This is a genomic window from Paraburkholderia caledonica NBRC 102488, from assembly GCF_000685095.1.
GTDB lineage: Bacteria > Pseudomonadota > Gammaproteobacteria > Burkholderiales > Burkholderiaceae > Paraburkholderia > Paraburkholderia caledonica.
In genome coordinates, this window is record NZ_BAYE01000001.1 from 122,012 (window position 1) to 145,946 (window position 23,935).

Here is a 23,935-nt window from a genome sequence, read left to right on the forward strand (position 1 = left end):
TCAGAACGGACTGATGCCTGACATGCCGCCATCGACTGCGAGGTCGGCGCCGGTCACGTATCCGGATGCATTCGACGCAAGAAAAAGGATCGCCGCAGCAACCTCGGCAGGTTCGGCCGGCCGCTTCATGGGAATCACATTCGACCATTGCAACAGTTGCGCGTCGGATATGCCCAGCGTATTGAAGATCAGCGTATGGGCGACTCCGGTGAAATGCTGTTGACGCGCACGCCGAGTTCGACCAGATCGGCTGCAAAGCACTTTGCCAGCGAGACCACCGCCGCCTTCGAAGCGCAATATGCGGAAAAATTCTTCGTGCCCTGACTGGCCGCGAGCGACGCCACGAGGACGATCGACGCAGGTCGGGCGAGGAACGGCAACGCCTCTCGTACCGTCGAGAACACGCCGCCGACATTGATGTCGAGAAGTTCGGAAAATTGCTCCAGCGTCGTGTCGCGTAGCGGAGTTTGCCGGGAGACGCCTGCGTTCGCGACCACCACATCGACGTTGCATTTGAAACGGCCGACCGCTGTTTGATATAGCCGTCGCATGTCTTCCGGGTTCGCGGCATTTGCCATGACCGGCAACGCGTTCTCGCCGAGTTTGTCCGCGGCCTGCTGGAGTTTTTCCGCGTTACGCCCGCTGATCACCACGCGCGCGCCTTCGGCTATAAATCGCTCAGCGGTTGCGAAGCCTATGCCGCTGCTGCCGCCTGTCACGACTGCCAGAGCATGCTCGAGTTGCATCGCGTTATCCCCGCAAGTTGACGACTAATGCACGGCCTGGCCGGACTGCGCGCGTCGTGTGGCCGGTGGCCTGCAGATCGTTAGCAATGAAAACTGCGCCCGCTGGAAAACGCTGCGCTGTGTCCCGCCCTTGCACGCTGATTTCCAGTTCCCCTTCGAGCACCACGACATATTGCCGTGATGGCGGGTTGTGCCAGCCGAGAAAGTAATCACCATCGAATTCATGCATGAGCACGCTTTCGCATGGGAGCGGCGAAGACAACGAGACGGCAACACCCTTGAACAACACCGGGCTCGTTTCAAAGTCCTGGATAGTCCTGAAGTTCGGGTGTCCGTCGGCGCCCGTGTATATCTCGATGCACTCCATCGGATCTCCTTTTCTCGTCGACGAACAGGCGCAAGCGGTTCGGCATATGTGCAGACGATTCCACACGGCCATCAACCGCTTGCGGACAAGAATCGAGTCTAGGAGGTGAAACGGAAAAGATCACGCCGGCTCTGTGTGAACTGACTACGCGTTGAAGCCACCGTCGATCGTCAGGCTCGCACCCGTGACGAACCCGGCGTCCGGTCCGACAACATAAGCCACCATGCCGGCGATCTCATCAGGATGTGCATGACGCGGCAGTGCCATGAGGCCATGCAATGCCGACGCAAAGTCGCCGCTTTCCGGATTCATGTCGGTGTCGGTCGGGCCAGGCTGCACGTTGTTGACTGTGATCCCGCGTGGGCCAAGGTCGCGTGCAAGGCCTTGAACCAGTCCTTGCAGCGCCGACTTGCTCATCGCATAAGCAGCGCCGCCCGCAAAAGGCATACGCTCCGCGTTGCAACTGCCGATGTTGACGATGCGCCCGCCATTTCCCATGTGCGGCAGCACCGCCTTTATGGCGACGAACACCCCGCGCACATTGACTTCCAGCGTCTTGTCGAAGTCTTCCAGCGAGAAGGTGTCGATCGGGCCCATCAACAGCACACCGGCGTTATTGACCAGGATGTCGATCTTGCCGAGCGCCGCCGCTGCTTCGTCGACGGCGCGCGTCAGTGCGGCGGCGTCGCCTGCGTCGGCCTGCAGCGCGATGGCACGCCCGCCCGCCTGCGTGATGCTCTCCGCGAGATCGTTCGCAATCGCCGCCGAGCCTTTGTAGGTGAACGCGACGGCCGCACCGTCGCGCGCTAACCGTCGCACGATGGCGGCTCCGATTCCGCGGCCGCCGCCGGTCACAAACGCCACTTTGCCGTTGAGGGTTGAGTTCATGATGTCGTTCCTTGTTGAATTGAGTGCATGCAGTATGGGGCTCGACACCTGGTTACCGGTAGCGTTTAATGTAGAGTTGCTCTTTCAACCATTTGTATCAAATCGCGATGGAAGCGTTGAACTCGATCGAGTCGTTCGTTCTTAGCGCGGAGTCGGGCAGCTTTTCGGCAGCGGCCCGGCGACTCGGCCTCACGCCCGCGGCGGTCAGCAAGAACGTCGCTCGCCTCGAGGCGTCGCTCGGTCTGCGTCTGTTTCAGCGCACCACGCGCAACCTCACGCTCACGGCGGCCGGCGAACGTTTCCTGCGGGACGTGGCCGATCCGTTCTCCGCGGTTCGCGATGCCATTGCAAATGCAGCCACGCATGAAGGCAAACCCTCCGGCTCGCTGAAGGTCAGCATGGCGCTGGCATTCGGTCGCGAGTATCTGCTGCCGTTGCTCGGCGAGTTTCTCCAACGCTACCCGGCGATCATTCCCGACTGGCACTTCGACAATCGCCCGGTCGATCTGGTCGCGGGCGGTTTCGACGCCGCGATCGGCGGCGGCATCGAACTGACGCCGGGACTCGTGGCACGCGAACTCGCGCGGACCCACGTCATCGTGGCAGCTTCCCCTTCGTACATGGCGACACGGGCAATGCCGCGTCATCCCGGCGATCTGGCCGACTTCGACGGCATCGTGCGGCGCTCGGCTACATCGGGACGTCTGCGTTCATGGACGCTGCGTAACCAGGTCGGCGAGCAGGCCGAGGCCGAGTGCCGTCCGAGGATGATTTTCGACGACCCCGAGGCGATGGCTCACGCAGCCATGCTAGGCCACGGTGTCGCATTCCTTCCGATGCCGCATGCGGCGCGCTGGCTCGCGAGCGGAGCGCTGGTGCGCCTGCTACCCGGCTGGTACGCGGACCACGGACCGATTTCGATCTACTATTCGAACAAAAAACTCCTCCCCGAAAAAACGCGTGTGTTCATCGACTTCGTGGTCGCTGCTTTCCGGGAGCAGAGACTCGCGTCGAAGTTCGACGCGCGATAACACGAGAAGCGCGAGCCATCTGTCATCGCGACTCGACAGCCGCGAATCTGCTCGTTGCACGCCGCGCGAGGGAAAACCCCTAAACCGTGAAGCGGGCTCGTCCGCCCCCGCCACGCATGGGCCTCGGCATCGCCTACCTGGAATCGTTACCCTCACGATAACGAACGCCTGGCAAACGTCATTGAACGGTTGTCTCGCGCTCCCATAGACTCGCGCCATATCAAAAGAATTAGCAACTGCCTGGCATGAGGTCAGAGCAAGCACATGGCGAGCTCGAGCCGACACCATTTGCATGAGACACGGGACAGGAGACACGAATGATCATTTATGGAACTGCGCTGCTTGCTTTCTGCCACCTCGCCGGTCTGTTTCTCGGCGACCTGCTCGGGGTCGCCATCGGCGTGAAGACGAACGTTGGCGGGGTCGGCATCGCGATGCTGCTGCTCATCTTCCTGCGGCTCTACCTGCACGGCAAGGGTCTGCTGCCCAAGGAAACGGAAGCAGGCGTGGGCTTCTGGGGCGCAATGTACATCCCCGTCGTGGTCGCGATGGCGGCCAACCAGAACGTCGTCGCCGCGCTCAAAGGCGGGCCCGTCGCGCTGCTCTCGGCATTGGGCGCCGCAGCCTTGTGCGCCGTCTGTATCGCCGTGCTCTCACGCACCGGTCGCGACAGCACGTCGTTCATCGGCAGCCCGCAACCCGAAGAAATCTGAAGCAGGAGCCAGCCATGATCCAGATGCTCGACAAAGTACTGATACACAACGGCCTCGTCACGGCGTTCGCGCTGGTTGGGCTCATCATGTGGGTGTCGTCGGTGATTTCGCGCAAGCTCACGTTTGGGCGCGTGCACGGCTCGGCGATCGCTATCGTGATCGGGCTCGTGCTCGCTTACTTCGGCGGAGTTTTCACCGCTGGCCAGAAAGGTCTGGCGGACCTGCCGCTCTTCGCCGGCGTCGGCCTGATGGGCGGCGCGATGCTGCGGGACTTCGCGATCGTCGCGACGGCCTTCGAGGTGCAGGCCACCGAAGCGCGCAAGGCCGGGCTCATCGGCGTCGTCTCGCTGCTGCTCGGCACAGTGCTGCCGTTCATTGTGGGCGCAAGCGTCGCTCATGCGTTTGGCTATACCGATGCGGTCAGCATGACGACCATCGGCGCGGGTGCGGTGACCTACATCGTCGGACCGGTGACGGGCGCGGCGATCGGTGCAAGTTCGGACGTGATCGCGCTCAGCATCGCGACGGGCCTCATCAAGGCAATCATCGTCATGATCGGCACGCCGCTCGCGGCCGGCTTCATGGGACTCAGGACGCCCCGCTCCGCAATGATCTTCGGCGGCCTTGCGGGCACGGTGAGCGGCGTGAGCGCAGGACTGGCGGCCACCGATCGGAGGCTCGTTCCTTATGGCGCGCTGATCGCCACGTTTCACACGGGCGTGGGCTGCCTGCTCGGACCTTCGCTGCTGTTCTTCACGACGCGCGCACTGGTCGGCGGCTGAACTTTATCGAAGCGGTTTCGCGGGTGACGCGTGGCGACTTTTGTGCGACGGTAGGCGCCGCTGTCATGCGCCGCTGTCACACGCCGCCTCGCGGGACAGGCGCAAGCGCGCCACGAACGCGGGCACTCACTGTTATGCGCACGACAAAGCCGCGGCCCAAAACCTCAACCGGCGCTTCTTGTTCGAAGACGGCACACGGCCATGAGCGCAAGCAGGTTCGGATCACGCTCGCGTGCCCGCAGGAAGCTGACGCCGATCGTCTGGCGCATCATGTATTGCGGTTTGAGCGGAATGAACTGCACCTTGTCGCCGAATACACCTCGCACGCGGCCGGGCAACAGCGTATAGCCGACGCCTCCGCTTACCAGGTTCATCAGCGAATAGATGTCGCCCACTCGCATCGTCACGTTGGGCGTGAATTCCGCGACGCGAAATGCTTCCTGGAAGCCGTGATAAGTCGCAAACCCCTCGCCTAGCGAAACGAAGGTTTCGTCGCGGCAGTCGCGCAGATCGACGGCATCGAGGTTTGCATACGGCGAATCCGCGGGCGCGGCGAAGAAAATATCGTCTTCGAAAAGCGGGATCGATTCGACCTCGGGCTCGGCATCGGGCAACGCCATCAGTGCCGCATCGATCGCGCCCTGCTTGAGCTTCTCGATCAGTTCCGCATTCGGACCAAGCACCAGTTCGACCTGAAGTGCCGGCCGCCGCACCTTGAGGTCGACGACGATGCCCGGCACGGTCCTGATAGTCAGCGAATACAGCGAGCCGATCTTCAGGCGATCCGACGAATAACCGGCGGCCTCGCGCGTCGCGCGGATACCGTCGGACATCAGCGTGATCACTTCTTGCGCGACGTCGGCGAGCATTTGCGCCGCGTCGGTGGACTTCAGATTGCGGCCTTCGTGGCGAAACAGTGCGCAGCGCACACCCTGTTCGAGCGAGTGCAGCGCCCGATGCACGCTGACCGTGCTCACGTTCAGCGCCTCGGCCGCCTTCGCGAGACTGCCGGTCTGCATGAATGCGAGCAGCACTTCCAGTTTGCGGAAGGTAATCTCGTCGTCGATTCGGTCGCGCATGTCGAGCTGTGGAACGGTCGAAACCGTCGATTATCGGCTCGCGTGCGCCTTGCGGCAAATAGCGTTATTCCCTCACGGGCTGCGCCAAGCAGCCGGCGCGGGCACGCGTTGCGTCAATTGCTTGAGTTGCGTCAGTTGCGTGGCTGATGGCGCTGCCAGTACCACCCGGGTACCTGATGCAGTTCGCTTAACAGCTTGCTGCGGCGATGTTCCCGCCGATAGTGACCTACAGTGAAGACGATCGCAATCAGGAGGACCGTTACACCCAGCACGATGCTAATCAATTCTTCGTTCATTACCGCCCTTCGTTCAGTACATGGTTCTGGCCGTAACTGCTGCCCGGCTCAGCGCTTTCGCGCCACCGCATTGAGCATGGAATGGCCCGCGCCGGTCACATGCAGGCGCTGGTGACCGCACGCGAGCTCCTCGAGGGCGACCAGTTGACGTTCGAGCAGCGTGTCGAGTTCTTGCCTACACATGTCGATCTGGTCGGGCGCGGCCTTGACCAGCATCAGCGTGGCGAACTCTTTTGGACTCAGCATGGGTTGTCTCTCACAAATTTTGTATTAATAAAGATGGAAGAACGAATTACCTGCGGGCCGTTCCACTCCGGTAAATTTCGACATTTATCCCGCCTTTTCACTAATGCGAGGCGGAGATGCGTCGGGTGAACATTCTAAACTGAAAGGTACGGTGGTTATCAATCGAATAAACCATCGACGCCCGCACACGATAGCCGCTATATAAACATATGATATGCAACTTTAGCGAAAAGCCCGGCGCGTCTGGGATCACCTGTCCGGCGCACTCAGCGGCGGACAAAATAGTTCCGCCCGCAATTCTCGACATGTCAGTTAAATTTCACCCGTCAATAGATTAAACGGGTGAAAACAAACCGACACTTAATTACTTCGCAAAATGCCCGACGCTGTTCGAATTAGTCCAAACAATTATTAATCCGCGGGACGCGAATTTTCTTAAAAGACGTACACAACGGTCACTTGCGGGACACTTACCGCATGACAACCTTTATCTGCCTGAAATGAGCGACCCGACCCAGCGCGCCTCGGAGGCTCTTAAATGCGAGCGCATGGCGGCTTGTGCCTCAAGTGGATCGCGTGCGCATAGCGCCCCGACGATTCTTTCGTGCTCGACAAGCGCGGCGCTCCACGTCGAAGCATTCTCTGTTTGCATTCGCAGCTTTTGGGCAATGGGCGCGTGTCGCTCGTCGAACAGTTCGCCGACCAGCCGCGTCAACACCGCGTTCTGCGCGATCTCGGCAATACAGATGTGAAACTGCCGGTCTGCTTCCACCGGCGAGGCGCCTTGCGCAATGGCGCGACGCATATCCGCGACGAGTGCCTGCAGACGTGCGAGTCCCTGGTCGGTGAGACGCGCGCATGCCAACGACGCAACACAACCTTCGATTGCTGCGCGCGCCTGCATGATGTCGCTCGGGCTATCGCCTATTTTGTCGCGAAGTGCGTCCGGGACCGGTGCGATGGAGCGAACGAAGACTCCCGCGCCCATCCGGATCTCGACGACGCCTTGTATTTCGAGCGCAATCAACGCCTCGCGCACCGAGGGTCGCGAGACATTCAGCTGCAGCGCAAGGTCACGCTCGGGCGGAAGCCGGTCGCCGGTCGACAGATGGTTCGTCGCGATATAGGCCCGGATCTGATCCCCGATCAGGTGATAGAGCCGACGCGGCTGTACCGATTTGAGTTCCATGGTCCGAATCCCTGACATATCTAACTGGCCTGACCAAGTACGGGGAAAACGCGGGAAAAGCGCGGGCAATCTTGAGAATATGCGTATAAGCGACCCGTCATACTCCGTATTTACCCGCAAATCGCCAAAGTGGCTTGACCAATTCTGACAGGGAAAGTTATTCTACGTTCAGCGAATGCAAGGCTAGTTAAGCTTCGGCCCTGGTTTCGATGACATCACGCGGCAACGGCGCCGCTGTCAGGGCAGCCATCCGCGCCCTCGCACACGATGTTCCCGTCCTGCTCCAACTTTTCGATAAAAAAGCCCACATAGGTCATTTAGTCATGCTTACAGTTGTCTGCGAGAAGCCCGGCACTCTTCGATCCGAAACGCGCTCGATTCCCGAACGCGGGCCGGGCGAAGTATTGCTGAGGGTCAGGCGCGTCGGTGTGTGCGGAACCGACATGCATATATTCACGGGCAATCAACCGTACCTCGAGTACCCACGCGTGATGGGCCACGAACTGTCGGCCACTGTCGAGGCAGCCGACGCGAAGTCCGGCCTCGTTGCCGGCGATGCGGTCTACGTCATGCCTTATCTGTCCTGCGGCACATGTATTGCCTGCCGCAACGGCAAGACCAATTGTTGCGTGAACATCAAAGTACTCGGCGTGCATCGTGACGGCGCAATGACCGAATATCTGAGCGTACCCGCTCAATTCGTTCGCAAAGCGGAAGGCGTTACGCTCGATCAGGCCGCGATGGTCGAATTCCTCGCCATTGGCGCGCACGCTGTCCGACGCGCGGACGTCAGCGCCGGCCAGCGCGTGCTGGTCGTCGGCGCGGGACCCATCGGCATGGCTGCGATGATCTTCGCGGGCCTTCGGGGCGCAACGGTTACCGCGCTCGACTCGAGAGCCGATCGCTTGAAGTTCTGTTCCGCGAAGCTAGGCGTGGCAGCGTCGGTCACCGTCGGTAACGGCGACATTGAAGCGCTGAGCGAGTTGACGGACGGCGAGTTCTTCGATGTGGTGTTCGATGCAACCGGCAATCCGGACGCCATGCGCCGTGGCTTCGAATTCATCGCACACGGCGGAAGATATGTGCTGATCTCCGTCGTGAAGGACGTCATATCGTTTTCGGATCCGGAGTTCCATAAGCGCGAAGCAACCTTGTTAGGAAGCCGCAACGCGACGCTCGAAGACTTCGACACGGTTCTCGATGCGATGCGTGCCGGCAAAATCCCCGACGCGGCTTTGAACACGCATCGCTTGCAGTTGTCGTCTCTTCCCGCCGATTTCTCGAAGCTGCTCGATCCGTCAGCAGGCGTCGTGAAAGCCATCGTCGAATGCTAACGAACGGAAACCGAGCATGACAAACACGCCCTGTCCAATCCTTCAGTTCGGGACCAGCCGATTCTTGCAGGCGCACGTCGATCTGTTCGTCTGCGAAGCTGCGCGTCGCAATCCGGATGACGCGCTCGGAAAGATCGCGATGGTGCAGACCACTGCGAGCACGCAAAGTCGCGCGCGCATCGACGCGATCCGCGCAAACGCGAGCTACCCTGTCCGCATTCGCGGCTTGCATCGCAAGGAAACTGTCGATCTGACTATCGAGTGCGACAGCGTTGCTCAAGCGCTGCATGCCGACGACGACTGGCCGATGTTGCTCGAATGCATTCGCGACGAAGTGAAAGTGATCGTTTCGAATACCGCGGACAACGGCTATGCGCTCTTTGCTGAAGACACCGCTTCGGTGCTTGACGGCCGCACAGCGCCACGCGGCTTCGCGGCAAAGCTGGCCGTTCTGTTGCATGAACGCTATCGCGCGGGTGCCAAGGCAATCACGCTGCTACCGTGCGAACTGGTTTCGCGAAATGGCGACGTGTTGCGAGATCTGGTGCTTTCGGTCGCGCGCGGCTGGCAGATGGACGCCGACTTTCTGCGCTATCTGACGAACGATTGCATCTGGGTCAATTCGCTCGTCGACCGGATCGTCTCCGAAGCCATCGAGCCCGTCGGCGCCGTGGCCGAGCCGTACGCTCTCTGGGCGATCGAACAGCAGGAAGGCATGGTCTTGCCCTGCCGTCACGAAAGCATCGTGGTGACCGACGATCTGGCGCACTACGAGCGCCTGAAGCTTTTCCTGCTGAACCTCGGTCATACGATGCTGGCGCAATGCTGGCTCGACTCGCAAGGCGATCCGGCCACCACCGTCCTCGACGGCATGCGAAACGAATCGTGGCGCGCAACGCTCGAATCGACATGGAACGAAGAGGTACTTCCCGTGTTCGAAGCACTCGGCCAAGGTGAGATTGCGACGAGGTATCTCGACGATGTGCGAGACCGCTTCAGCAACCCGTTTCTGGCGCACCGGCTTGCCGATATCGCCAACAACCACCAGGAAAAGAAACAGCGCAGGCTCAAACCTGTTGTCGAACTCGCCAGCGAACTCGGCGTGCGGGTCGAGCAAAAGCATCTCAGGGCCGCACTAGCCGGTGCGTAGTCGTTCATAATCGTTCGTTACTGGTCTTGATCAAAACAGGCGGCCCGGCTCCACGCAAGAGGCCGTCATGAAGAAGTAAAGGAGACAAATATGCGCAACATGCGTTGGATAGTGATACTGCTGTGCTTTCTTGCGATCGCGATCAACTACATCGACCGCGCGAACATGGCCGTGGCGGCGCCCGCCATCCAGAAAGCTCTGGATATCGGTCCCGCTCAAATGGGTCTTATCCTGAGCGGCTTCTTCTGGACTTACGCGTTGATGCAGATGCCGTTCGGCTGGTTCGTCGATCGCATTGGTGCGCGCATCGCGTTGCCGCTCGCGGTGGGCTGGTGGTCACTGTTCACGGCGCTGACCGCGGCAGCGACCAGCGTCGGCGCCATGTTCGGTTGCCGTCTGCTGCTAGGCATCGGCGAAGCCGGCGCCTATCCTTCGTGCGCGAAGCTCGTGAGTCAATGGTTCAAGCCCGCACAACGCGCGCTTGCCACAAGCATCTTCGACAGCGGATCGCGGGTCGGGTCCGCACTGTCCATTCCGGTGGTGGCGCTCATCATCAGTGGGCTCGGCTGGGAGGCGTCGTTCGTCATCACGGGCGTAGTCGGCTTCGTGTGGGTTCTCGGATGGTTTCTGGTCTACCGGAATCCTTCGCGCGGCGATCTGACCGGCGAGCCCGATGGAGCCGCCCCGCAAACCGCAGTCCCCGGGCGGAAAGTTCCGTGGCTCTCGCTCTTCAGGCATCGCACGCTGTGGGGCATGATGCTCGGCTTCTTCTGCCTGAACTTCGTCATCTATTTCTTCATTACCTGGTTTCCCAGCTATCTCGTCCAGACGCGCGGTTTTTCGCTGAAATCGCTCGGCACGCTCGGCATGATTCCGGCGTTGATGGCGATTCCTAGCGGCTGGCTCGGCGGCTTCGTATCCGACGCGCTGTATCGCCGCGGCTGGAGCCTCACCAAGGCCCGCAAGACCTGCATGGTCACAGGCATGCTGCTGTCGTCGGTCATCACGCTATGCGCATTCACGACGAACATCTACCTGATGCTCGCCTTCTTCGGCATTGCTTATGGAAGCCTCGCTTTTGCCGCTGCGAGCATCTGGTCGCTGCCCGCCGACGTCGCTCCTACGCCCGACCACGTCGCCTCTATCGGCGGCATCCAGAATTTCGCGTCCAATTGCGCCGGCATTGTGATCACCACGTTCACCGGCCTGATGGTTTCGTTGACGCACGGCTCGTTCACGATTCCACTGTGCGTGGCGGGAGGCTTCTGCGTACTTGGCGCGTTCAGCTACCTCGTCATTGTGAAAAAAATCGAGCCGTTGCCCGTCGAGGGCGATGCATACGACGCCGAACGCAGCCACGCTCATTCAACGGTATGAACACCATGTCCACTCAATTAACGCAATCCGATCCTGCAGTGATTCGCCTGCATGCAAACGACGACGTCGTCATCGCAACCCGGCAGTTGATGTCGGGCGCGCGCATCGCGTCGGAAGATCTCGTCATTGCCGGACTGATTCCGCCGGGTCACAAGATCGCGACACGCGCTATCGCTGCAGGCGAGCCGGTCAAGCGCTACAACCAGATCGTCGGAGTAGCAACGCAGCCGATCCAGCGCGGCCAGCACGTCCACGTTCAGAATCTCGGCATGGCCGAGTTTTCGCGCGCTCACGAGTTCGGCGTGGCGGTGCATGCAACGCAATACGCCGCAGAGCCCGCGAGCTTCAAGGGAATTCGTCGCGCCGATGGCCGAGTTGCAACACGCAACTACATCGGCGTGTTGACGAGTGTGAACTGTTCGGCCACCGTCGCGCGTGCCATCGCCGATCATTTCCGGCGCGACGTGAATCCGCATGCGCTCGCCGACTATCCGAATGTCGACGGCGTCGTCGCATTGACGCACGGACTAGGCTGCGGCATCGATACACTCGGCGAAGGGCTTGCGGTGCTGCGCCGCACGCTTGCCGGATATGCGGTTCATCCGAACTTCCACTCGGTGCTGTTCGTCGGGCTTGGCTGCGAGACGAACCAGATTGCAGGCGTGCTCGAGTCTGCGGGATTGAAGGACACGGAACAGTTGCGCAGCTTTACGATTCAGGATTCCGGCGGATCGAAGAAGACGATCGAGCGCGGCATCGCGATGGTCAACGAGATGCTCGCCGATGCTAACCGTGTGAAGCGCGAGCCGTTGCCGGCATCGCATTTGATCGTCGGTCTGCAATGCGGCGGGTCCGACGGATATTCCGGTATTTCGGCCAATCCCGCGCTGGGTGCAGCGGTCGATCGTCTGGTGCAGCACGGCGGCACGGCGATTCTCTCGGAGACGCCGGAAGTGTACGGCGCGGAACATCTGCTCACGCGGCGCGCCGTCAGTCGCGCGGTCGGCGAAAAGCTGCTGGCACGCATTGCGTGGTGGGAAGAGTATTGCGCGCGAAACGGCGCGGCGCTCGACAACAATCCCTCCGCGGGAAACAAGGTCGGCGGCCTGACGACGATACTTGAGAAGTCGCTCGGCGCAGTCGCCAAGGGCGGAACGACAAATCTCGTCGACGTGTACCAGTACGCCGAGCGTATCGACGCGAAGGGATTCGTCTTCATGGATTCGCCCGGCTACGATCCGGTGTCCGCGACGGGCCAGGTCGCGGCGGGTGCAAACCTGATCTGCTTCACGACAGGGCGCGGTTCGGCCTACGGTTGCGCGCCCTCGCCTTCGTTGAAACTGGCGACAAATACCGCGCTGTGGGAACGGCAGGAAGACGACATGGACATTAACTGCGGCGGCGTGATAGACGGGTCGGCTTCGATCGAAGAACTCGGGGAAGCTATTTTCACGCGTATGCTCGAATGCGCGTCGGGTGTGCCTTCGAAAAGCGAAGTGAACGGCTACGGACAAAGCGAGTTCGTGCCCTGGCAGTTGGGCGTGATCACCTGAAGACAGCAGCGGCACGCGTTGTCGCCTGCACCGTCCTGCGCCGCCGCGAACGCCCGGCGCGCCATGGGCCACGCAAGCGCGCCGGCCGCGGATTCGCCGCATGCCGCTGAGCAGCGCCACCATCGGCAATTTCGCCGTTGGGACCGGGAGACACAACGACGCCAGCGTTATGGTCGTCGTTGAATCCGCCGTTCAGCTCGATTGCACGAAACATCGCTTGAAGTTTTTTCAGCATCACAGCACAGAGTCCTCATCAGGCATTTGCACTCGCGGCAAGCTCACCGTGACGCGGTGTGGCCGGTCACGCGTCACGCGCAACGGCGTTTCAAGCCGCACTCAAGCGCGCCAGTTCCGTATCGACCAGCAGCTTCTTCAACTCCGGCACACACGACCCGCAGTTGCCGCCGGCCTTCACGCACGCAGTGATCTGCGCGGCGGTCTTCAAGCCCTGCTCGCGAATCGCGGTACAGATCGTGTTGCGCCCTACGCCGAAGCACGAGCAGACCGTCGGCCCGGTATCGGCGCCCTTGCCTATTGGTTGACCCGCTAGCACGGCAATCCGGTCGGCTTCGTCTAGCTTGTCCTTCGCAAACAGGCTCGCGAGCCATTCGCGCGCCGGCAAGTCGGGACGCGCCGACAGGAAAACACAGTTCTCGATGCGGTCGTCAACCACATGAACCGCGCGATAGACACCGGCGGTGCGGTCCTCGTATTCCAGCCAGTCGGCATCTTCATCGTCGACTTCGAACAGCGCCCGCGCCCAGGCGCCGCGATCGCCCTGCTCCGAGAGCGGGTTGCGGCCCGCGAGTTCATAGCGCACGAACTGTGCGCCGTGAATGCGGGTCCAGTACGTGACGCCGGCGAGTGCCGGAGCGCGCCGGCTCAGCGAGAAGCCGTGCCACGCGACGTGAAACTTGTCGACCCGCACCGGCGTGTGTTTGAACTCGGGCTCGCCGGATAACGGATCGACCGATGGATTGACCACGGCGCCCACACGCGCGTCGGAAGCCACCTGATCGTTCCAGTGAATCGGCACGAACACGCTGCCGCGCGCCATGCCGCCGCCATATTGCACGCGCGCGACCATCGCCCCCCAGCGGCTCAATACGCGTGCAAGGTCGCCTTCGCGCACGCCGCACAACAGCGCGTCCTGCGGATGCATGTCGACGAATGCCTCCGTGACATGACCCGCGAGTTTCTCCGACTTGCCCGTGCGAGTCATGGTGTGCCACTGGTCGCGCACGCGGCCCGTGTTCAGCGTCAGCGGATAGTCGTCGTCGGGCTCGTTAGCCGGCGCGCGCGGCGGCGTAGCAATGAAGCGCGCCTTGCCGTCCGCGTGGCTGAAGCGGCCATCGTCGAACAGACGCACGGTGCCCGTCGCGGCCGGGTCGTTGTCCGCGCGAACGGGCCACTGCACGGGTTGCAACCCGGCATAGCCCTCGCTGCCGAGACCCACTAGCCCCGCGAGATTGAAGGCGCGATGCACGCCGCCGCCTTCAACGCTTGCGTCCTCGACGCCTGCGTCATCACGGCCCGCGCTGTTCCCGTTACGCCATGCACTCAGCCGCGCATGCTCATCGAAAATCTCCTGCTGGCTCGCGAACTCAAAGCCTGCATAGCCCATGCGCCGCGCCACATCGCAGATAATCTTCCAGTCCGCGCGTGCTTCTCCCGGCGCGGGTAGAAATGCGCGCTGCCGCGAAATCCTGCGCTCGGAATTGGTGACCGTGCCGTCCTTCTCTCCCCAGCCGAGCGCGGGCAGCAGAACATGAGCAAATGCATTGGTGTCCGTGCGCTCCACAATGTCGGAGCAGACCACGAGCTCGCAGCGGGCGAGCGCGCGTTTTGCCTGGTCGCTGTCAGGCAGGCTCACAACGGGGTTGGTGCCCATGATCCAGACCGCCTTGATTCGGCCTTGCTCGATCGCCTCGAACAGTTCGACCGCTTTGAGTCCTGGCCGCGATGCGATCGCAGGTGCGCCCCAGAACTGCTGAACGATTTCGCGATGCTTCGCGTTGTCGAGTTCCAGATGCGCGGCGAGCGTGTTTGCGAGACCGCCCACCTCGCGCCCGCCCATTGCATTTGGCTGTCCGGTGAACGAGAACGGACCCATTCCGGGCTTGCCGATGCGCCCCGTCAGCAAATGGCAATTGATGATGCTATTAACCTTGTCAGTGCCGGCGCTCGACTGGTTCACGCCTTGCGAATACACGGTCACCACGCGCTCGGTCCGCGCGAACAGGCGGTAGAACTCGAGCAGATCGTGAGGATCGAGCTTGCATGCCTTCGCGCATTGGGCGAGGTCGAAGCGGGTTGCCGCGCCGTTCGAATCACCGTTCACATCACTGGCTGAAGCGGCGGCTAACGCGTCGGCAAAACCGCTCGTATGCGCATCGACGAACTTGGCATCTATCGCACCGTGTTCCGCGAGAAAGCCAAGCAAGCCGTTGAAGAGCCGCACGTCGGTGCCCGCGCCCAGCGGCAGATGCAGATCGGCCATCTCGCAGGTCGCGGTATAGCGCGGATCGATCACGACGATCTTCATGTCGGGCCGCGCTTCCTTGATCCTGACGATCCGCTGGAACAGGATCGGATGACACCACGCCGTGTTCGAACCCACCAATACGACGAGATCGGCCAGTTCGAGATCTTCGTAGCAGACCGGCACGATGTCTTCGCCGAAAGCCCGCTTGTGTCCGGCAACCGATGACGACATGCACAGCCGCGAATTGGTATCGATGTTCGCGCCGCCGACGTAGCCCTTCATCAGCTTGTTCGCGACGTAGTAGTCCTCGGTCAGCAACTGCCCCGAGACGTAAAGCGCTACAGCATCCGGCCCGTGCTCTTCGACGACCTTGCGAAAGCCGCCGGCCACCGCATCGAGTGCATCGTCCCACGACACGTCGCGCAAGACGTCGCTCCCGGGCTCGCGCATCTTGGGATGAAGCAGCCGTCCGTCGAGTCCGATCGTTTCGCCGAGCGCCGAGCCTTTCACGCACAAGCGTCCGAAGTTCGCGGGATGCAGTTCGTCGCCTGCCATGTCATGTCCGCCGTCCGGCCGTGCGCTCACGCGCACGCCGCAACCGACGCCGCAATACGGGCAGGTGGTCCTGACAGTGTCGCGGCCTTCGTCAGCCGCGCTCGAAATAGCGATGGGGAAACTCACGGTGTCTTCCAGGTCAGGCAGCTTGCGTTTCGCAGAGCGTTTTGCCGAACAGCAAATGGCTGCGCAGCGAAGAAATGTCGGTGCGGCTCTGGATCAGGTCGAAATACCACGCGCCTTCCTTTACGTCGCCGTATAGCACCGCGCCGATCACGCGGTTACCTTCGATCACCAGACGCTTATAGACGCCGCGGCGCGGATCGCGCAGCACGAGGTCTTCGCTGTCCGGACCGCCAATGAAATCGCCGGCCGAATACAATTCGACGCCGGTAACTTTCAACTTCGTCGCCGTCGCACGTTGCACATAACGGCGATGACCCGCTCCGGCGAGATGTGCGCCGCACACGAGCGCCTGGTCCCAGATCGGCGCGACGAGGCCGAAGGTCGCGGTGCGATGCTGCACACATTCGCCGACCGCATAGATGCGCGGATCGTAGGTCTGCAACGTGTCGTCGACGACGATCGCGCGCTCGCAATGCAGCCCCGCCTGTTTCGCGAGGTCGATGTTCGGCCGCACACCGGCCGTCATCACCACGAGATCCGCGGGGACCTCCGTGCCGTCGTCAAAACGCACCGCGGTGACGCGATCCGGTCCGACGATTTCCGCAGTATTCGCCTTCAGCAGGAAACGCAAACCCTTGCGCTCCAGCGTCTGCTGCAGCAACGCCGACGCGCTTCGGTCGAGCTGGCGCTCCATCAGGCTGTCCGTGACGTGCACCACCGTTACCGACATGCCCTGGCGCATCAGCCCGTTCGCGGCTTCGAGACCGAGCAAACCTCCGCCGATCACGACCGCGTGACGATGACTGCGTGCCGCGTCGAGCATCGTTTCGACATCCTGAATATCGCGGAACGCGATCACACCCGGCAGATCGTGACCGGGCACCGGAATCAGAAAGGGCTTCGATCCCGTTGCGATCAGCAGCCGGTCATAGCCCGCTTCGACGCCATTTTTGGAGCGCACGATGCGTCGCGTGCGGTCGATCGCGACCACCGGATCGCCGGCATGCAGACGAATCCCGTTCTCTTCATACCAGCTACGCGAGTTGAGGATGATGTCGTCGACGCTCTTCTCGCCCGCCAGCACCGGCGAAAGCATGATGCGGTTGTAGTTGCCGTATGGCTCCGCGCCGAACACGGCGATGTCGTAGAGATCCGGCGCGAGCTTGAGCAGTTCCTCGACCGTGCGCATGCCGGCCATGCCGTTGCCGATCACGACGAGGCGCGGGCGCGAAGGCGTTGCCAACGGTATGCCTCGCGGCAAGCGCGCATCGATTTCCGCTTTCATGCCGCGACCCACACCTTGCCGCTCTCGACGCGCACGGGATACGCACTCACCGAATTCTCGGGTGCTTCGAGGCACTCGCCGGTGCGCAAATCGAAGTGATGCTTGTAGATCGGCGAAGCGACCACGATGCGCTCGCCGAGGCTCCCGATCAGCCCGCGCGAAAGTACCGCCGCGCGCGAGCCCGGATCGAAATTGTCGATTGCGAACACGCCGCCCTCGCCGTCCGCGACGTGAAATACCGCTACCTGCTCGCCGTTGACGAGCGCGCAGACGCCCGTATTCGGAACGATGTCATCGAGCGCGCATACGGGCATCCAGGAAGCCGAAGTCTGTTCGTTGCTCATGCTGGGTTCCTCACTCATGTAGGTAGTTGTCAGGCGGTTCATACGGTTTCATTCGGTCGCGACACGGTTCCCGACACGATCCGGACAACAAATAAAAAACGTCCCGCGGATGCAATCGCCAGAGCGACTGTATTCGTGGGACGCCGTTGTCCGAACCAGTAATCTACGAAACGACTTCTTGCTGCGTGCGGGCCGGATCGTCATTGATCCGCCGCCTTCGTAATGCAAAGCCCATGCCATCGGAGAGCAGCAACACAGTGACGGCGCGCAAAGCCCGCCCGCTAAGCCACCGCACATGTCGCCGCGCCGGACCGCTCGACCGGAGCAGACGCATTGCGAGGCATGAAAGCGCAACAATGGTGCGACGCAGCACCGTCTGCGTGCAGCGCATCGTAGCGAGGTGCAACGCCGGGCGTCTGCCGGGTGTCGCCGTGCTTGTGACGGTGCTGCCACAAAGCGCAATCAGGAGGGACCGCCTTTGAACCTTTGGTTAGGCACGATGCGATCACACTCCTCATCCAGCGGTACGTTCAGACGTCGGTAGACAGCGTGACGGATTCCCACGCTGCGATTTCATCGGACAATGCCGACAGTTTCGCGCGCACGACGCCGAGCGCATCGCTGCCGAGCAGCAAGTGCGCGGGCGGCCGCTCGGCAGCGATCGCGGCCAGCATGGCGCGCGCCGCCTTGACCGGGTCGCCGGTCTGCTTGCCGCTCTTCTCTTCGCGAGCCTTGCGCACGGGATCGAACAAGGCGTCGTAGTCCGCGATGGAGCGCGGCGTGCGCGCCATCGAGCGGCCTGCCCAGTCGGTGCGAAAAGAACCCGGCGCCACGGCAGTCACCGCGATGCCGAACGGCTCCACTTCCTTGCCGAGCGCTTCCGAAATGCCTTCGAGCGCAAATTTGCTGCCGCAGTAATAGGCGATGCCCGGCATCGTGATGTAGCCGCCCATCGACGTGATGTTGAGAATGTGGCCGCGGCGGCGTTTGCGCATGTACGGCAGTACTGCTTTGATCATTGCCACTGCGCCGAACACGTTCACGTCGAACTGTCGCCGCATTTCGCCGAGCGGCGACTCTTCGAGGACGCCTTCGTGGCCGTAACCGGCATTGTTCACGAGGACATCCACTGGGCCGACATTGGCCTCCACTTCAGCCACCACACCGTCGATGGCGTCGAAGTCGGTCACGTCCAGCACGCGGCCCCATGCGCTGTCAGGCGCAAGCGCCTCGAACTCTCTTTTCGACGCTTCGCTGCGCACAGTGCCAATCACACGATGACCCGCCGCAAGCGCTTCCTGAGCGAGCGCGCGGCCGAAGCCGCTGCTCACGCCGGTGATAAGCAAAGTCTTGGTCGATGCCATGATGCCTCCTTCTCAAGTTGAACAGAAAGTGCATACTATTCTCTTCAACTCGCCGATTTGAGGCCGAATCATCGATTTTTCTTGCCTATTCTTATGACGACCCAAAAAACGCCCCTGGAGACGCGCGCTGCTAGTCGACCTGCTCGCCGGCCTGTCCGCCAGGAACAGCAAAAGATGGCCGCGCTACTGCGCGCACTGGCGCCCCAGGAAGGCTACAACCTCACGGCACTGCCTGGCGTTCGCATCTTGCGCTCCGACTGGCCGTTGTCATCCACGCCCGTGCTGTACGACCCCGGCATCGTGATCGTCTGCCAGGGACGCAAGCGCGGCTATTTCGGCGATCAGCTTTACGTGTACGACGAGCAGCACTATCTCGCGGTGTCGGTGCCTGTGCCCTTCACAATGGAGACTGACGCGACGCCGGAGCGCCCGCTCCTCGCTATCTACATGCACCTCGACTTCAAGCTGGCCGCGGACCTGATGGCCCAGATCGAGCGTCATGAAATGCCCGACCACGCGCAAGCGCCGCAGAGCATGATGTCGAGCCCAATGGACGAGGCGCTGCGAGACTCCGTGCTGCGCATCCTGGAAGCGATGAACCGCCCGCTCGATGCAGCGGTTCTTGGTCCGGGGCTATTGCGCGAGCTGTACTTTCGGGTCCTCACAGGTGCGCAGGGCAACGTGATGCGCGCCGCGCTGGGCATGAACGGGCAGTTCGGCAAGATTGGCAAAGCGCTGCGCCGCATTCATTCCGACTACGCCGGCGCACTCGACCTCGCCGAACTCGCGAGCGAAGCCGGCATGAGCGTTCCCACGTTTCATACGCATTTCAAGGCGATCACGCGTACATCGCCGATGCAGTACGTGAAGTCGACGCGCCTGCACCAGGCCCGCTTGCTGATGTTGCGACAGGACATGACGGCCGAGGCGGCAAGCAATGCGGTCGGTTATGCGAGCACGTCGCAGTTCAATCGCGAGTTCAAGCGGCTTTTCGGGCTCACGCCTGCCGCGGAAGCGCGGCGCATGCGGGCGAGTTTCGCCATTCCGCCCGCGCATGCCGGTTCGGAATTTGTCTCTTCGCATTGAAGCCGACGGTCGCGCCATCGTTCGACACGCCGCCACTTGAACTGCGTCCGCCGGCTACACGCGCCCGCCAGGACCGTGGCCGGGCCCGCACGTCGCGAGCCCCGACTCGGTCCGCGCGAATCACGCCCGATTCGCGCGCGACGCGGTGCCGCGTGCTAGCCCGCGGTGCCTGCATACGCCGCCTTTAACGCGGCGACGTCGAACTTCACCATCTTCATCATGGCCTCCGCGGTGCGACGCGCTTTTTCCGGATCGGGATCGGCCATCATGGCGATGACCTCCGCCGGCGCAATCTGCCACGACACGCCGAAGCGGTCTTTCAGCCAGCCGCACGCGTCGGGCGCGCCACCGCCATCGAGAAGCGCGTCCCAGTAGCGGTCGACTTCCGCCTGATCGGCACAATTCACGAGGAGCGAAACGGCATGGTTGAACGGTTCGTTGCCGGGGGAACTCATGGCGATGAACGGCTGTCCGAACAGAACGAACTCGACGACCCTGGTCGAGCCGGCGCTCGGCACCGGTGTGACGCGGACTATGCGCGAGTCCGGAAAGATGCTTGTATAGAAGGCCGCAGCCTCCTCGGCTTCGGTGGAGTACCAGAGAAAGGGGGTGATCTTCTGAATCGTCATTGAGCGTCTCCTGTCAGTATCGGCCAGATGGGCGGCGAGGCCGCATGCCGCTATGGGGACGACGAAAGAAGACCATCAAAATCGACACGCCGGAAGAAAAACACGGCTCGCGAGCCGCCCCCCCCGGATGACGCATCGGCTCCGCCGCTCCACCGGAGCCGATTATAGGCAATCAAGCGCTCCGCTATCCTTCCGATACGTCCCCGTGCGCACTTTCAGCCACCAGGGCGCTTGCACCGCGATCTACCTGAATCACGGCGCGCGTGGCAATCGCAAAGAGGCCGCCGAGAGTAGACATCCCTTGCCGCTGACGCAGCGCTCTACCTCTCGCGGCGCTGCATGCGCCAAGGTTCTTCAGGATCGGACGCATCGGCGACCGCGTGTGCCGCTATGGCACAACGCTGACCGCGATCGCAGCGCGCCTTTTCATGGACAGGCGCGCAAGCGTCCTCGTAGCCTTTACTGCTTGACTTCACCCGTTCGACCCGGCCCGGACGCTCCCTGCGGCGACAGCGCGTTTGCGCGCTTATCCATCAGCGTTCCCGGTTTGTTGCCGGGCGCGCCCATCGCCGCGGGCTCGTCGACGGTGCGGCCGGCCTGTCCGGGCTGCGCCTGCGTGCCGCTTTGCGTGCCGCTGTTCGCCGGCGCATTACCGCTTTGTTGCGCATAGACCGTGCTGCTCCCGCACAGCACCAACGCGACACCTGCCACTTTCACCCTATTCATGACTGTCTCCCGATTTCACGGCGCTTGCCGCTTTCAAGGAATCCAGCATGGCGCGTGCCGCGAACCGGATTACGGCGCGCAACGCTCGGCACAACCGGGGGAAGTAAGAGCAGCGCCGCTATTCGACGCGCCGCCGTGTGGAAATTGCAGAGGCCGTTGAAATGACAAGATCGGCGAAGCGCTTTTCGTCGCGATCCGCCTGCCAGCGCGAGCGGGCCACCGCAATATTGACCGCGCCGATGCCGCGCCCGTGTGCGTTCGTGATCGCCGCCGCCGTCGAAATATCGCTCACGAAGTATTCGTCTTCGGTATGCGCGTAGCCCTGCTTGCGGATCTGCGCGATCCGCTCCCTGATCTTGCGCGGCTGGTAGACGGTGGATGCCGTGTACGCCACGAGATTCGTGCGCGACAGAATGTCGTCGATCTCGCCGTCGGCGAGCGTCGCCAGAATGGCGAGGCCGGGCGCGGTGCAATATGCGGGCAGACGCGAGCCCGTGATGACGTGTGCGTTGAACACGTTGCGGCTCACGATCCGCAGCACGAACACAATGTCCGTATCATCGAGCACGGTGAGGTTGGTTGCCTCTTCCGTTTCGGAGCCGAGCTGCTGCAAATAAGGCGTCGCACGGCTCACGAGATCGTTTGACGTGAGATAGTGATACGTGAAGTCCAGAAGCCGCGGCGACAATTCGTACTTGCGACTGTCCGGGTCCTTGAAGAGATACCCAAGCGCGGCAAGCGTATAAGTGAAGCGCTGCGTCGCGCTCATGTCGAAACCCGTGAACGACGAGATTTCCGAGAGCGACAACTGACGCTTGCTGCCGTCGAACGCGGTGAGCACCTTCATCGCCTTTTCTACTGACTGCACGTAAAGCGAAGACGCGGTCGGGTCGACGGCTTCGGGCGGCGGCTTTGCCGCAGAAGTCTTGCGCTTGCGCGGGGCTTTGGGCTCGTCGCTCATCAGGTCAGTTCGTATCCGGTTTGAACGGAGAATTATCGCATAGCCCTAAAACGCTATCTATATACGATAGCTACTGCTTTGCGGTGGCGAGCCGGTCCCACGCGTTCCCAGTGTCGCGGGACAGCAGGTGTTTCTTCACGCGCTCGCTCGCCGTCATCTCGAAGCCTGCCACCGCGCGGTAATAGCGCGGCAACTGGAAACTCGCGAGACGCTCGCACGCCCACGCGTGCAATGCTGTCCACTCCACCGGTTCGTCCTTGAACTGCACGTCGAGCAAGATGTCCTGCTCGCCGATCGCCGACGCGACACCGATTGCCGCGCTCGCGCGGATCGCCGGATGCGCCGCAAAAATGCGTTCGATTTCCCAAGCGGACACGTTCTCGCCGCGCACGCGCATGCTGTCCGTCTGCCGGCCGATAAAGAACAGATCGCCGTCGGCATCGCGGCGCGCGCGGTCGCCGGTATGAAGCCGGCCATTGCGCAAAGCGGCTTTGGTTGCGTCGGGATTCTTCAGATACGCCGGCAAAAAAGTGCCCTCTACCTTGCTTGTCAGCACGATCTCGCCAGCCTCGCCCTCTTTCACCGGACGGCCATTTTCATCGAGCAATGCGATGTCGATCCAGGGCAACGCACGGCCGATCGAACCGGCCTTGCCCGTCACGTTCGCCGTGGCGAAGCTCGAACATTCGGTCATGCCGTAGCACTCGCGCAACGACACCTTCAACCGCGTTTGAATTCCCTCCCACGATGATGCGCTCACGCCCGCGCCCCACGCGACGCGCAACGTGTGCTTTGCGGGTTGTTCCCTCTCGGGCAACTGCATCAGGATATCGAGCACGCCGCCGAGATAATGAAGTTGCGTTGCGCCCGCGTGCTCGATCTGCGGCCAGAACTGCGATGCGGAGAAGCGCGGCACGGCGTGCAGCGTCACGTTGGCAAGAAACGGCAGCAACAGCATCTGCGCGCCGCCGATGTGGCACAACGGCTCCCAGAGAAAGAGCCTGTCGCTGTCGCGCACGTCCGCCACGCGAAGTGCCGCCTCGCTCGCGATACGCATCATCCTGTGCGTGAAGACGACACCCTTCGGCGCGCCGGTCGTCCCCGACGTATAGATGATGCACAGCGGATCGTGCACGCCGATAGCCGGCGTCGCGAATTCCGTGCTCGTGTCATGAGCATCGAATGCCGGCAGATGCGTGCGCCGCGCCGCGCCGCAGTCGAGCTGCGCCGTCACCGTGTCGAATTCATCGTCGACGACGAAGAGCTTGGGCTCCGCATGCTGCAGCAGATATTCGAGGCCGGCCGCGCGCAGCTTCGTGTTAACGGGCACCCACACGAGACCGCTCAGATGCAGCGCGTAGATCAGATGAATATGCTCGGGACTGTTGCCGAGCATCACGGCGACGCGGTCGCCCTGCTCTAGACCTTGCGCGGCAAACCAGCGCTGCAATTGCACGACGTGGCGCGCGGCGTCTTCGCACGAAATCGCGCGATCCTCGAAGTGCACGATGGTGCGCGCGGGGTCGCGGCGCAATCCCGCCGCGAGCAGCGGTACGCAGTCGAGTTCGTCGTTGGCGTGCCGGTGAGCGAAATATTCTGGATAACGATGCATGTGTGAACCGG

22 protein-coding genes and 1 pseudogene are annotated in these 23,935 nt (G+C 62.1%); 8 read left to right on the plus strand and 15 right to left on the minus strand.

Going from position 1 to position 23,935, the window contains the following annotated elements:
• The 3 genes and pseudogenes from BCA01S_RS34295 to BCA01S_RS00600 all read right to left on the minus strand — a co-directional run bounded on the left by BCA01S_RS34295 (position 1) and on the right by BCA01S_RS00600 (position 2,001).
• Positions 1-746, minus strand: a pseudogene (locus BCA01S_RS34295) (SDR family NAD(P)-dependent oxidoreductase).
• A gap of 4 nt (positions 747-750) precedes the next feature.
• Complete coding sequence (locus BCA01S_RS00595) at positions 751-1,113, minus strand: cupin domain-containing protein (RefSeq protein ID WP_027775268.1); 363 nt, start codon at positions 1,111-1,113, stop codon at positions 751-753.
• A 144-nt stretch (positions 1,114-1,257) separates the two neighbouring features.
• On the minus strand, positions 1,258-2,001 hold the full coding sequence (locus tag BCA01S_RS00600) for an SDR family oxidoreductase (RefSeq protein WP_027775269.1): 744 nt from the start codon (positions 1,999-2,001) through the stop codon (positions 1,258-1,260).
• A 107-nt stretch (positions 2,002-2,108) separates the two neighbouring features.
• Between BCA01S_RS00600 and BCA01S_RS00605 the strand changes: the two genes are divergently transcribed.
• From BCA01S_RS00605 to madM, 3 genes are all read left to right on the plus strand, one after another.
• Positions 2,109-3,032, plus strand: a complete 924-nt coding sequence (locus BCA01S_RS00605; protein ID WP_027775270.1) for a LysR family transcriptional regulator — start codon at positions 2,109-2,111, stop codon at positions 3,030-3,032.
• Positions 3,033-3,349: 317 nt separating this feature from the next.
• A complete protein-coding gene (madL, locus tag BCA01S_RS00610) occupies positions 3,350-3,745 on the plus strand; it encodes a malonate transporter subunit MadL (RefSeq protein ID WP_027775271.1) in 396 nt (131 codons plus the stop codon).
• 14 nt (positions 3,746-3,759) lie between these two features.
• Positions 3,760-4,527, plus strand: coding sequence for a malonate transporter subunit MadM (gene madM / locus BCA01S_RS00615; protein ID WP_020065695.1), 768 nt, complete (start codon positions 3,760-3,762; stop codon positions 4,525-4,527).
• A gap of 164 nt (positions 4,528-4,691) precedes the next feature.
• On the opposite strand, the gene BCA01S_RS00620 is transcribed toward madM, so the two are convergent.
• The 4 genes from BCA01S_RS00620 to BCA01S_RS00635 all read right to left on the minus strand — a co-directional run bounded on the left by BCA01S_RS00620 (position 4,692) and on the right by BCA01S_RS00635 (position 7,337).
• Positions 4,692-5,606: a LysR family transcriptional regulator gene (locus BCA01S_RS00620; RefSeq protein ID WP_027775272.1), complete on the minus strand. Its 915-nt coding sequence runs from the start codon at positions 5,604-5,606 to the stop codon at positions 4,692-4,694.
• Positions 5,607-5,737: 131 nt separating this feature from the next.
• Positions 5,738-5,902, minus strand: coding sequence for a hypothetical protein (locus BCA01S_RS38380; RefSeq protein WP_167455729.1), 165 nt, complete (start codon positions 5,900-5,902; stop codon positions 5,738-5,740).
• Positions 5,903-5,950: 48 nt separating this feature from the next.
• Positions 5,951-6,148 (minus strand): hypothetical protein, encoded by a 198-nt coding sequence (locus BCA01S_RS00630; RefSeq protein WP_027775273.1) that lies wholly within the window; start codon positions 6,146-6,148, stop codon positions 5,951-5,953.
• Positions 6,149-6,635: 487 nt separating this feature from the next.
• Entirely contained in the window at positions 6,636-7,337 is a 702-nt protein-coding gene (locus BCA01S_RS00635; protein WP_042317734.1) for a FadR/GntR family transcriptional regulator, read from the minus strand.
• Between the two features lie 323 nt (positions 7,338-7,660).
• Here BCA01S_RS00635 and BCA01S_RS00645 point away from each other — a divergent pair, with 323 nt between their 5' ends.
• The 4 genes from BCA01S_RS00645 (at position 7,661) to BCA01S_RS00660 (ending at position 12,751) form a co-directional block, all read left to right on the plus strand.
• Positions 7,661-8,671: a zinc-binding alcohol dehydrogenase family protein gene (locus BCA01S_RS00645; protein WP_027775275.1), complete on the plus strand. Its 1,011-nt coding sequence runs from the start codon at positions 7,661-7,663 to the stop codon at positions 8,669-8,671.
• 16 nt (positions 8,672-8,687) lie between these two features.
• Positions 8,688-9,821 carry a mannitol dehydrogenase family protein gene (locus tag BCA01S_RS00650; RefSeq protein WP_027775276.1) on the plus strand — a complete coding sequence of 378 codons (1,134 nt, stop codon included), beginning with the start codon at positions 8,688-8,690 and terminating at the stop codon, positions 9,819-9,821.
• A gap of 90 nt (positions 9,822-9,911) precedes the next feature.
• On the plus strand, positions 9,912-11,198 hold the full coding sequence (locus tag BCA01S_RS00655; RefSeq protein WP_027775277.1) for an MFS transporter: 1,287 nt from the start codon (positions 9,912-9,914) through the stop codon (positions 11,196-11,198).
• A 5-nt stretch (positions 11,199-11,203) separates the two neighbouring features.
• Positions 11,204-12,751, plus strand: coding sequence for a UxaA family hydrolase (locus BCA01S_RS00660; RefSeq protein WP_027775278.1), 1,548 nt, complete (start codon positions 11,204-11,206; stop codon positions 12,749-12,751).
• Between the two features lie 325 nt (positions 12,752-13,076).
• Here the strand turns inward: BCA01S_RS00660 and BCA01S_RS00670 are convergent, their stop codons facing one another.
• From BCA01S_RS00670 to BCA01S_RS00690, 4 genes are all read right to left on the minus strand, one after another.
• A complete protein-coding gene (locus tag BCA01S_RS00670; RefSeq protein ID WP_027775280.1) occupies positions 13,077-15,917 on the minus strand; it encodes a nitrate reductase in 2,841 nt (946 codons plus the stop codon).
• A gap of 13 nt (positions 15,918-15,930) precedes the next feature.
• Entirely contained in the window at positions 15,931-17,202 is a 1,272-nt protein-coding gene (locus tag BCA01S_RS34300; protein WP_052369393.1) for an NAD(P)/FAD-dependent oxidoreductase, read from the minus strand.
• Positions 17,199-17,546, minus strand: a complete 348-nt coding sequence (gene nirD, locus BCA01S_RS00680; RefSeq protein WP_027775281.1) for a nitrite reductase small subunit NirD — start codon at positions 17,544-17,546, stop codon at positions 17,199-17,201. Before nirD ends, BCA01S_RS34300 begins: the two co-directional genes overlap by 4 nt.
• Before the next feature lie 530 nt (positions 17,547-18,076).
• Positions 18,077-18,910 (minus strand): oxidoreductase, encoded by an 834-nt coding sequence (locus BCA01S_RS00690; RefSeq protein ID WP_027775283.1) that lies wholly within the window; start codon positions 18,908-18,910, stop codon positions 18,077-18,079.
• 174 nt (positions 18,911-19,084) lie between these two features.
• On the opposite strand from BCA01S_RS00690, the gene BCA01S_RS00695 reads away from it, so the two are divergent.
• Positions 19,085-19,996, plus strand: coding sequence for an AraC family transcriptional regulator (locus tag BCA01S_RS00695; RefSeq protein ID WP_027775284.1), 912 nt, complete (start codon positions 19,085-19,087; stop codon positions 19,994-19,996).
• 155 nt (positions 19,997-20,151) lie between these two features.
• Here BCA01S_RS00695 and BCA01S_RS00700 read toward each other — a convergent pair whose 3' ends face one another.
• The 4 genes from BCA01S_RS00700 to BCA01S_RS00715 all read right to left on the minus strand — a co-directional run bounded on the left by BCA01S_RS00700 (position 20,152) and on the right by BCA01S_RS00715 (position 23,924).
• Entirely contained in the window at positions 20,152-20,625 is a 474-nt protein-coding gene (locus BCA01S_RS00700) for a VOC family protein (protein ID WP_027775285.1), read from the minus strand.
• A gap of 459 nt (positions 20,626-21,084) precedes the next feature.
• On the minus strand, positions 21,085-21,351 hold the full coding sequence (locus tag BCA01S_RS00705; protein ID WP_027775286.1) for a hypothetical protein: 267 nt from the start codon (positions 21,349-21,351) through the stop codon (positions 21,085-21,087).
• Between the two features lie 118 nt (positions 21,352-21,469).
• The gene (locus BCA01S_RS00710; RefSeq protein ID WP_027775287.1) at positions 21,470-22,312 is read right to left on the minus strand and encodes an IclR family transcriptional regulator; all 843 of its coding nucleotides are present in this window, start codon (positions 22,310-22,312) and stop codon (positions 21,470-21,472) included.
• A gap of 70 nt (positions 22,313-22,382) precedes the next feature.
• Positions 22,383-23,924 carry an AMP-binding protein gene (locus tag BCA01S_RS00715; protein WP_027775288.1) on the minus strand — a complete coding sequence of 514 codons (1,542 nt, stop codon included), beginning with the start codon at positions 23,922-23,924 and terminating at the stop codon, positions 22,383-22,385.
• Between the last annotated feature and the right edge of the window lie 11 nt (positions 23,925-23,935).